Here is a 10,148-nt window from a genome sequence, read left to right on the forward strand (position 1 = left end):
ATCATGGGTAATCAGGTAAAATTTAGCTCGTAGGTTCGAATAGCGAAGCGTATTCGGACGATCGCGTCATGTCGCTCAAAACCAACCCGGCCTAAGCCGGGTTGATTGCATCAAGAGTGGGAAAAATCAGAGCGCCTCCAATCTCGCGTAAGCCGTCACCAGCCACTTGGCGCCGACCTCATCGAACTGGATCTGCACCCGGCTCTGCTGGCCGACCCCTTCGAAGTTGAGCACTATGCCTTCCCCGAATTTCGGATGGAGCACCCGCTGGCCAAGCTTGATGCCGCTGGCGTCGAAGCTCTGCTGCACCTCGTTCTGGCTGAAGCGGCCGTACTGGGTGGGGCGGCTCACCTGGGTGCGCAGCCGGATCTCTTCCAGACACTCGGCGGGCATCTCGCGGATAAAGCGGCTCGGCTTGTGGAACATCTCGCGGCCGTAGATGCGGCGGCTCTCGGCATAACAGATGTAGAGCTTCTCCATGGCGCGGGTCATGCCGACGTAACAGAGGCGGCGCTCTTCCTCGAGCCGCCCCGACTCCTCGGTGGATTGCTGGCTGGGGAACATGCCCTCTTCCACGCCGACCAGCAGCACCAGGGGGAACTCCAGCCCCTTGGCGCTGTGCAGGGTCATCAGCTGCACAGCATCGGCGTATTCGTCCGCCTGATTCTCGCCGGATTCCAGCGCCGCGTGGGCGAGGAAGGCCGACAGATCGCTCATGTCTTCCAGCTCGTCCGGGCGCTGGTATTGACGGCAAGCCGTCACCAGCTCGTCCAGGTTCTCTACCCGTGCCTGGGACTTCTCGCCCTTCTCCGCCAGATACATGGCCTTGAGGCCGGAATTTTGGATGGCGATGTCCGCCTGCTGGTGCAGGGGCAGCATGCCAACCTGCTCTTCCAGCGCATCGATGAGATCGACAAAGCCGCGCACCGCGTTGCCGGCGCGGCCGGTCAGCACCTTGTCGTTGAGCAGCGTCTTGGCCGACTGCCAGAGGTTCTGGCCCTGATCCCGGGCGTTGTTGCGCAATATCTCCAGGGTGCGATCGCCGATGCCCCGGGTCGGGGTGTTGACGACCCGCTCGAAGCTGGCGTCGTCGCCTCTGTTGTTGATAAGGCGCAGGTAGGCCATGGCGTCTTTAATTTCCTGGCGCTCGAAGAAGCGCAGGCCGCCGTAGATGCGATAGGGCATGGCGTCCTGCATCAGCGCCTCTTCCAGCACCCGCGACTGGGCGTTGGAGCGATAGAGGATGGCGCAGTCGGCCAGCAGGCCGCCCTTCTCCTTCCAATCCTTGAGGCGGCCGACCACGAAGCGGGCCTCGTCCACCTCGTTGAAGGCGGCGTACAGAGAGATGGGATCCCCTTCTGCCCCCTCGGTCCACAGCTCCTTGCCGAGCCGCTCCGAGTTGTTGGCGATGACGCAGTTGGCGGCTTTCAGGATATTGGCGGTGGAGCGGTAGTTCTGCTCCAGACGTATGGTCTCGGCGCCCTGGTAATCGGTCAGGAAGCGCTGGATGTTCTCTATCTTGGCGCCGCGCCAGCCGTAGATGGACTGGTCGTCGTCACCCACTATCATCACCTTGCCGGACTCGCCCGCCAGCATCCGCAACCAGGCGTACTGGATGCCGTTGGTGTCCTGGAATTCGTCCACCAGGATATTCTGGAAGCGATCCCGATAGTGCTCGAGGATGTGGGGCCGGTTCAGCCACAGTTCGTGGGCGCGCAGCAGGAGCTCGGCAAAATCCACCAGACCGGAGCGATCACAGGTCTCCTGATAGGTCTTGTAGATCTGCTGATAGGTGCGGGTGACGGGGTCGCCGTAGAGGTCGATGTCGCCGGGGCGCAGCCCCTCGTCCTTCTTGCCGTTGATGTAGCCCATCACGGCGCGCGGGGCCCAGTGCTTCTCGTCGAGGTTGAGCGCCTTGAGCACCCGGCGGATCAGGCGGTACTGGTCGTCGGAGTCGAGGATCTGGAAGTCCTGGGGCAGGCCCGCATCCAGATGATGGGCCCGCAGCAAGCGGTGGGCGATGCCGTGGAAGGTGCCTATCCACATGCCGCGCACCCCGTCGCCAATCACCTTCTCGACCCGGCCGCGCATCTCGGCCGCCGCCTTGTTGGTAAAGGTCACGGCGATGATGGAGAAGGGTGAGCAACGCTCCACCTGCATCAGCCAGGCGATACGGTGCACCAGCACCCGTGTCTTGCCCGAGCCGGCGCCTGCCAGCACCAGCAGATTGCTGCGAGGGGCCGCCACCGCGTCTCTTTGCTTGTCGTTGAGCCCGTCGAGCAGGGTTGAAACGTCCATCACCACTCCTGTTTATTTATACAGGCGGCGATTATACGGCCTGAGCGGCCAGAGACCAACCGGCAGGATCAACGAAGGGGGCGGTGATAGTTCCGATATTGGCCCAACACATCACCGGAAAAGCTGAGCAGCATGGCGCGTGGTGCATCCAACACCTGATGGACAGGGTCAAAACGAAGGAAGGCTGCGTGCAAACGGCCTTCAGGCAAGGTCACTTCCGTGCCGCCCATCATGAGCTGGCCATCCTGATAATACCCATGCTGGAAGTGCACTATGGCGGCGTCCACCATCAAGGTGCCTTGTTTGAGCTGCAGTGACTCACGTTGCATTTCTCGCAACGCAAAGAGACTGGACAATGACGGACGCCCGCTGGGCATCCGCTGCAAGTATTCGCGGGTGATCAATTGATATTGCAACTGACCCTGACTATCGAAGACACGCTCCCGATAATCTTTGTAGCGTGCCAACATGCCGGCAGCTTGCGCCGCCGGCATCAGCAAAAAGAGCGCTCCCAACAGGAGCGCTTTGCATTGTTTACAGCTGATCGGCACAGCTGACCTTGTTGTCATCCAGATCGGTACAGGAGACGAAGACCTTGTCAAAGGTCGAACCAGCCAGCGGCGTCATCCGGGTTGACCAGTCATAGCTCACACCCTTGGCATAGATGGTGGTGTAGCTGTTATCAGGTTCCTGCATCCAGCCAATGTACTCCAATGCACCGCGATCGCTCTCGGCAAGTGCCTTGAACTCGTCGCTCGAGATGAGACACATGGGCATACCCATTGCCTTGGACAACTCGGCATCCCGCTCGCCCACAGAACCAGCGCAGGCGCCCGCCACCTTGATGGTCACATCACTGCGATCCAGCATCTCATCGAAGAACGGCAACACATTGATGTTGTACTTCACCCCTACGTTCTGAGGCTCCCAACTCATGCCAGTGTTGACGTACTCGGTCTCGGTATCTTCCCACTGGATAGTGGCCACCTTGCCCGAGAAATGGTCGGCCAGCTGCTTCAGGGTCGCGGCATTGGCATCGATCTCCTCCTGGCTCAGCGACTCATCCAGCTTGCTCTGATCGACGGTCAGTGCGAGGCCCACTGCATCCTTCAACTGCGCCTTGGCCTTGCCCAAGCGCACCTTGGCATCATCGGTCAAACGGAAGAAGTCGGCATGATTCATCAGGTTGTCCGGCTCGATATCCAGCTGACTGAACTGAGCCTTGAAGGTGTTGGCGCTCTCTTCATAAGTGGTGCTGGGCTGCATGCCCCAGGACTGTTTGATGTGCATGCGCGGCAAGGTCACCTCTTCTTCCTGGGTGGCATAGGCATTGTCCAGACCGTACTGGTAGGAGGCGGCAATATTGAGTGCCGATGCCATCGCCATCGCCGAGGCCCGCAGGGCCTTGGCACCGTCGAAGTTGAGGGTGACAGACTCGTCATCACCATAGGTAGCGCTGTAATCCGGATCCTGGATGTCAGCCAGGGTAGCGGCGACTTTTTCCATGCTGTCGGCATAGGCGCCCATCAGCTGGGCCACGTCACGGGTATAATCCTTGCCACCTTTGAGCGCCACGGCAGCGGTGCCGGGGGTGTGGATGATCACATCGATCACCTTGGCCAGGCTGGTACTGTAACCACTGCCAATGGCAGAAGATGTGAAGCCCAGGCGCTCGGCAACCACGGGGTTGTTGGTCACCTCGAGCATGGTCAGCATGGCCAGCACAATCTGGCGATCTACCTTGCCACTGTCTGTGGTTTCAGCCTGCAGCGTGCCTTTGTAATCCTTGAGCTTGCTCTCGACATCCAGATTCTTCAGATCGGTCAGCCCCTGCAGATCGGAGAGTACCTTGTCGACCGCGACAGAGCGGCCATTGACACCTGCCAGGGTGGCGGAGAGGTGGTCTTTCGCTGCGGCCAGGGAGACGACGTCCTTGGTCAGACCCGCAGTCTTCAACGCTTCGACCAGTGAGGTGTTGAAGGCGTCGTCGCTACCCAGTTCGATGATCCCCAGCTGCGCGACCTGTGCCTTGTCGAGGGTGATGCCATTTTCTGGATTGCTGTCGCTGTCGAGTGTCTGCAGCAATGCGGCAATGCGGATCGCTCTCTCCTTGTCGTCACCGGCCAGGGTGTATGGCGTCACCAGCGAGTTGCCAGCCTTGAGGGTCACGGACCCCAGACGCTGGTTACCCAGTGCGAAGGAGCAGTTGTCACCATCATCAAACAGGAATTCACCCTTGGCGTTGGTCACACCAACGTAGTCGTCACACTGATAGTCGAGGCCATCCACGACCGAATCCAGGAAGACGGCTGTGTGCTGGGGCTTGCTGCCCGTATCTGTGCCACCGCCGTTATTGCCACCACCACTGTTGCCGCCCCCATTATCGTCACCACCGCCCCCGCAAGCGGTCAACATGACACCGGACAGTACGCAAGCCACAGCCATACTCAGCACGTTTTTTTTCATTTTTATCACCCGAACAAATGTAAAAAATACGCCCCCATCCTGGGGGCGCAATCAATTCGGGCACACCCTAGCGTACTCATATGAAAAACACCAATGCATTTCCATATGAGTGTGGTCATTGTCACTAACGACAACCGCGATCGGGGGGCGGCACCAACCTGGCGGGCAACTCTGGGGGCATTTGCATCAATAAATCAGCAGCAACGTCATGGAACTGGATTAATAACGCCCCACTCACCTCTGCAGACCATCCGGTAACAGGAGCGGCATCCTCCCCCATGATTTGGTGCCGATAGAAACCACTTTTTTCATCGTCAGAGGAAAACGCTTGCGCATAACCTCATGAATAGAAACACAAATGTCGTTTGGCGCCTATTAATCGCAGCATTTAACTCTGCAAACAAACCTAAAAACAAACACTTATAAAGCAATTTGCTTATATTTCAAACCGTTAACGCAAACGTTTTTCCTCTATGATCCCCTTGACCCACAGGCTGGCTCACTTACAGTTAGCCAGCGTGCTTTATGACCTGCCAAGACAGGTTGTGGACCCTCACATAACAATCAAGGATACGATCGTGACTAAAGTGCTCAAGCTGGCCACCGTGGCCGCCCTCACCCTCGCTGCCCTTTCTGCCCAGGCAGCCTCCGAGCCCGCCGTCATCTATGACACCGCAGGCAAATTCGACAAGTCCTTCAACGAAGCCGTGTTCCGCAATGGCGTCGAAGTCTACAACAAGGACAAAGGCGTCAAGGTCAAGGAGTTCGAGCCCCAGAACGAAGCCCAGCGCGAGCAGGGCCTGCGTCGTCTGGCCAGCCGTGGCAACGGCCCCATAGTCGCCGTCGGATTCAACATGGGTTCTGCGGTAGAGAAGGTGGCCACCGAGTTCCCGAACACCCAGTTCACCATCATCGACATGGTGGTCGACAAGCCGAACGTGCAGTCCCTCATCTTCAAGGAGCATGAAGGTTCCTTCCTGGTGGGTGCCCTGGCTGCCATCGCCTCCAAGACCGGCAAGGTAGGCTTCGTGGGCGGCATGGACATCCCGCTGATCCGCAAGTTCCAGTGCGGCTATGAGCAGGGCGCCAAGTACATCAATCCGAAGATCGACGTCTATCAGAACATGACCGGCTCCACCCCGGCCGCCTTCGCCGACCCGGCCAAGGGTGCGGAACTGGCCAAGTCCCAGTTCGCCAAGGGCGCCGACGTTGTCTATGCCGCCGCCGGCGGTACCGGCATAGGTGTTTACCAGGCGGCCAAGGACGAAGGCAAGCTGGCCATCGGCGTGGATTCCAACCAGAACCACCTGCAACCGGGCACCATGCTGACCTCCATGGTCAAGTCGGTCGGTCTGGCCGCGTACAAGAGCTGGGATGATTCCGCCAAGGGCAGCTGGAAGCCGGGTATCCAGTCCCTGGGTCTGGCCGAAGGCGGTGTTGACTGGGCGCTGGACGAGAACAACGCCAAGCTGATCACCCCGGAGATGAAAGCCAAGGTCGAAAGCATCAAGGCCGACATCATCGCCGGCAAGATCAAGGTGCACGACTACATGAGCGACAACTCCTGCAAGTACTGATACTGCAAGTACTGAGTCTCTGCTACGACTCTCAACCCAGACCGGCCCGCACGGGCCGGTTTTTAGTCTCTACTTCATGACCCGCAAGGACTGCATCATGGACCAGACAGATCGCTATGCCATCGAATTAAGAGGTATCGATAAGCGGTTCGGCGAAGTGTACGCCAACAAGCAGATCGACCTTCAGGTTCAAAAAGGCAGCATTCACGGCATAGTCGGCGAAAATGGCGCCGGCAAGTCGACCCTGATGAGCATCATCTACGGCTTCTATCACGCCGACAAAGGCGAGATGCTCATCGACGGTAACCCCTTCAAACCCCATGGCTCACAAGATGCGATTGCCGCAGGCGTGGGCATGGTGCACCAGCACTTTATGCTGGTGAACAACTTCACCGTGCTGGAGAACGTCATCCTCGGCGCGGAAAACGGCTGGCACCTGGGCAAGAGCCTGGCGGCGGCCGAGAAACTGCTCGGCGAGCTGGCCCGGGACTATGGTCTCGAGGTGCCGCTGCACGAGAAAGTCGAGGATCTGCCGGTGGGCCTGCAACAGCGGGTCGAGATCCTCAAGGCGCTCTATCGTGGCGCCCGCATCCTGATCCTCGACGAGCCCACCGGGGTGCTGACCCCGCAAGAGGCGGATCACCTGTTCGAGGTGCTGAAAAAGCTGCGGGATCAGGGCGCGACCATCATTCTCATCACCCACAAGCTGCGGGAGATCCTGGCCATCACGGATCAGGTCTCCATCATGCGCCGGGGCGAGATGGTGGCCCACGTCGCCACCAAGGACACCGACAAGGAGCAGCTCGCCGAGCTGATGGTGGGCCGCAAGGTGCGCCTCAAGGTCGACAAGGGCACCGCCCAGCCGGGCGAAGCCAAGCTCAAGGTCGATGGCCTCTCTTACGTCGATGACGCCGGGGTGGAGCGGGTCAAGTCCGTCAGCTTCGCGGTGCGCGCCGGGGAAGTGGTCGGCATCGCCGGGGTCTCCGGCAACGGCCAGTCCGAGCTGCTCAGCCTGCTCGGCGGCATCCTCAAGCCCAGCAAGGGCAGCTTCACCATCGCCGGAGCCCAGAGCCACGAGGTGAGCCTGAGCCATCCGGCCGATCCGGAGCGGGTGCGCAACTTCGGCCTCGGCCACATCCCGGAAGACCGCCACAAGATGGGGCTCATCAATCGCTTCGAGGCGAAAGAGGCCTTCATCCTCGGTTATCACCGCCGCCCGCAATACAACAAGGGCTGGCTGCAGGACAAGGAGTCGATCCGTCAGGATTGCCAGGCCAAGATGGAGAAGTGGGACGTGCGCCCGCCAAGCCCGGAGCACAAGACCGCGAACTTCTCCGGCGGCAACCAGCAGAAGCTGGTGATCGCCCGGGAAGTGGAACAGGACCCGGATGTGCTGCTGGTCGGCCAGCCGACCCGGGGCGTCGACATCGGCGCTATCGAATACATCCACCAGCAGATCATCGCCATGCGCGACAAGGGCAAGGCGGTGCTGCTGGTGTCGGTGGAGCTCGACGAGATCATGAGCCTCTCTGACCGTATCCTGGTCATCGCCGATGGCCGCATCGTCGGCGAGCTGGACGGCGCCAAGGCGGATGAGCGCACCATAGGGCTGATGATGGCTAACATAGTGCCTGACGAGATTGCCAAGGAGGCCCACTGATGAGCCAAGTACGTATTCCTGCCTGGATCTCCGTGGGCGTGCTGCCCGCGGTCAATATCCTGCTGGCCTTCCTGGTGTCGGCCATCCTGTTCTACTACCTCGACATCAACCCGGTCGATGCCGCCGAGATCATGTGGTACGGCGCCTTCGGCACCGGCGAGGGGATAGGCTTTACCCTCTACTACGCTACCGGCTTCATCTTCACCGGTCTGGCGGTGGCAGTGGCCTTCCACGCCGGCCTGTTCAATATCGGCGGTGAGGGCCAGGCCTATATCGGCGGCCTGGGTGTGGGGCTGGTCTGTCTGCTGCTCGGGGACGTGCTGCCGTTCGCCCTGCTGTTGCCGCTCGCCATCATAGCCGGTGGCCTGTTCGGTGCGGCCTGGGCCTTCATCCCGGCCTGGCTGCAAGCCAAGCGGGGCAGCCACATCGTCATCACCACCATCATGTTCAACTTCATCGCCGCCTCCCTGATGGCCTACCTGCTGGTCGACGTCTTCAAGCCGCCAGGATCCATGGCCACAGAGAGCAAGGTGTTCGCCGTGGCGAGCTGGCTGCCGAAGATGAGCGAGCTGGCGGCCGGTTTCGGTGTGGAGATGCCGAACAGCCCCCTTAATATCAGCTTCGTCTGGGCGCTGATCTGTGCGGCCCTGGTGTGGGTCTTCATCTGGCATACCCGCTGGGGCTACGAGATCCGCTCGGTCGGCGCCAGTCAGAGCGCCTCCGCCTATGCGGGCATCTCCTACCCCAAGGTGGTGATCCTGGCCATGGTGATCTCCGGCATGCTGGCGGGCTTCTTCGCCCTCAACGTGCTGCAGGGTGAGCTGCACCAGATCAAGCTCAACTTCGTGGAAGGCTTCGGCTTCACCGGCATAGCGGTGGCCCTGATGGGTCGCAACCACCCGGTCGGCGTCATCATCGCCAGCCTGCTGTTCGGCTTCCTCTATCAGGGGGGCGCCGAGCTCAGCTTCGAGTTCGGGGTGGATCGCAACATAGTGGTGGTGTTGCAGGGTCTGGTGATCCTGTTCTGCGGCGCCCTCGAGCACATGCTGCGTCCGCGCATCGAGCAGGCCTACCTGGCGTTTGCCAACCGCTCAACCGCACAAGTGAAGGGAGTCTGATCATGTTCGAAATGCTGATCCTGATGCTGGATGCGACCATACGTACCGCGCCGCCGCTTATTCTGGCGGCCATGGCAGGTATGTTCTGCGAGCGCTCCGGGGTGGTCAACATCGCCCTGGAAGGCAAGTTGCTGGCGGCGGCCTTCGCCAGTGCGGCCGCGGCCGCCGTCTCCGGCTCCGCCTGGATTGGGCTGGGTGCCGGGGTGGGGGTTTCCATCCTGTTCGCCCTGCTGCATGGCTTCGCCACCATCACCCACCGCGGTGATCAGGTGGTGAGCGGCATGGCCATCAACATACTGGCGGCCGGTCTGACCGTCACCCTGGGCCGTTACTGGTTCGATCAGGGTGGCCAAACCCCGGCACTCTCCGGCGATGCCCGCTTCGCCCCCATCGACCTGCCCTTCGCCAAGGAGCTCTATGACGTGCCCGTCGTCGGCCAGCTCTACAGCGAGCTGCTGAGCGGTCACTCCCTGCTGGAGTACGTGGCGTTCGCCGCCGTGCCCCTGGCCTGGTGGGTGCTGTTCCGTACCCGCTTCGGCCTGCGGCTGCGGGCGGTTGGCGAGGCCCCGGCGGCGGTGGATACCGCAGGTATCTCCGTGGTGCGGATGCGCTACACCGCGCTCATCATCGGCGGCCTGCTGGCGGGGATCGGGGGCACCTATCTGGCGGTGGCCCAGACCGCCCAGTTCATCCCCAACATGAGCGCGGGCAAGGGCTTCATGGCGCTGGCAGCGCTGGTGTTCGGCAAGTGGCGCCCCTGGAACGCCATGGCGGCCTGCCTGCTGTTCGGCTTCCTCGACGCTGTCGCCATCCGGTTGCAAGGGGTCAGCATAGGCGACTTCCCGATCCCGGTGCAGGCCATAGAGGCGCTGCCCTACATACTGACGGTCTTCCTGCTCGCCGGCTTCATCGGCAAGGCGGTGGCGCCCAAGGCGCTCGGCACCCCCTACGTCAAGGAGCGGGAATAACTTCCCGCCCATACCAAAAATGCAAGAAGGCCCACGAATGTGGCAATGCTGATCAGTTAAG

General features: G+C 60.8%; 7 protein-coding genes. 4 read left to right on the plus strand and 3 right to left on the minus strand.

Translation table 11 applies throughout. From position 1 onward, the window contains the following. Positions 1-126: 126 nt before the first annotated feature. The 3 genes from uvrD to BN1127_RS03270 all read right to left on the minus strand — a co-directional run bounded on the left by uvrD (position 127) and on the right by BN1127_RS03270 (position 4,752). A complete protein-coding gene (gene uvrD, locus BN1127_RS03260; protein ID WP_042648468.1) occupies positions 127-2,298 on the minus strand; it encodes a DNA helicase II in 2,172 nt (723 codons plus the stop codon). A gap of 68 nt (positions 2,299-2,366) precedes the next feature. Next, positions 2,367-2,798, minus strand: a complete 432-nt coding sequence (locus BN1127_RS03265) for a hypothetical protein (RefSeq protein WP_156139739.1) — start codon at positions 2,796-2,798, stop codon at positions 2,367-2,369. Positions 2,799-2,832: 34 nt separating this feature from the next. Next, a complete protein-coding gene (locus tag BN1127_RS03270) occupies positions 2,833-4,752 on the minus strand; it encodes a hypothetical protein (RefSeq protein WP_156139740.1) in 1,920 nt (639 codons plus the stop codon). A gap of 590 nt (positions 4,753-5,342) precedes the next feature. On the opposite strand from BN1127_RS03270, the gene BN1127_RS03275 reads away from it, so the two are divergent. The 4 genes from BN1127_RS03275 (at position 5,343) to BN1127_RS03290 (ending at position 10,087) form a co-directional block, all read left to right on the plus strand. Then, on the plus strand, positions 5,343-6,341 hold the full coding sequence (locus BN1127_RS03275; RefSeq protein WP_042648471.1) for a BMP family lipoprotein: 999 nt from the start codon (positions 5,343-5,345) through the stop codon (positions 6,339-6,341). Between the two features lie 97 nt (positions 6,342-6,438). Beyond that, positions 6,439-8,001 (plus strand): ABC transporter ATP-binding protein, encoded by a 1,563-nt coding sequence (locus BN1127_RS03280; protein ID WP_042648472.1) that lies wholly within the window; start codon positions 6,439-6,441, stop codon positions 7,999-8,001. Then, a complete protein-coding gene (locus BN1127_RS03285) occupies positions 8,001-9,119 on the plus strand; it encodes an ABC transporter permease (protein WP_041206642.1) in 1,119 nt (372 codons plus the stop codon). Before BN1127_RS03280 ends, BN1127_RS03285 begins: the two co-directional genes overlap by 1 nt. A gap of 2 nt (positions 9,120-9,121) precedes the next feature. Then, entirely contained in the window at positions 9,122-10,087 is a 966-nt protein-coding gene (locus BN1127_RS03290) for an ABC transporter permease (protein WP_042648473.1), read from the plus strand. The last annotated feature ends 61 nt before the right edge of the window (positions 10,088-10,148 follow it).

The organism is Aeromonas media, from assembly GCF_000819985.1.
GTDB lineage: Bacteria > Pseudomonadota > Gammaproteobacteria > Enterobacterales > Aeromonadaceae > Aeromonas > Aeromonas media.

Excerpts from the sequence above, each read along its gene's own strand:
- BN1127_RS03290 (WP_042648473.1), top strand. The coding sequence starts at position 9,122 with ATGTTCGAAATGCTGATCCTGATGCTGGATGCGACCATACGTACCGCG.
- BN1127_RS03285 (WP_041206642.1), top strand. The coding sequence starts at position 8,001 with ATGAGCCAAGTACGTATTCCTGCCTGGATCTCCGTGGGCGTGCTGCCC.
- uvrD (WP_042648468.1), bottom strand. The coding sequence starts at position 2,298 with ATGGACGTTTCAACCCTGCTCGACGGGCTCAACGACAAGCAAAGAGAC.
- BN1127_RS03280 (WP_042648472.1), top strand. The coding sequence starts at position 6,439 with ATGGACCAGACAGATCGCTATGCCATCGAATTAAGAGGTATCGATAAG.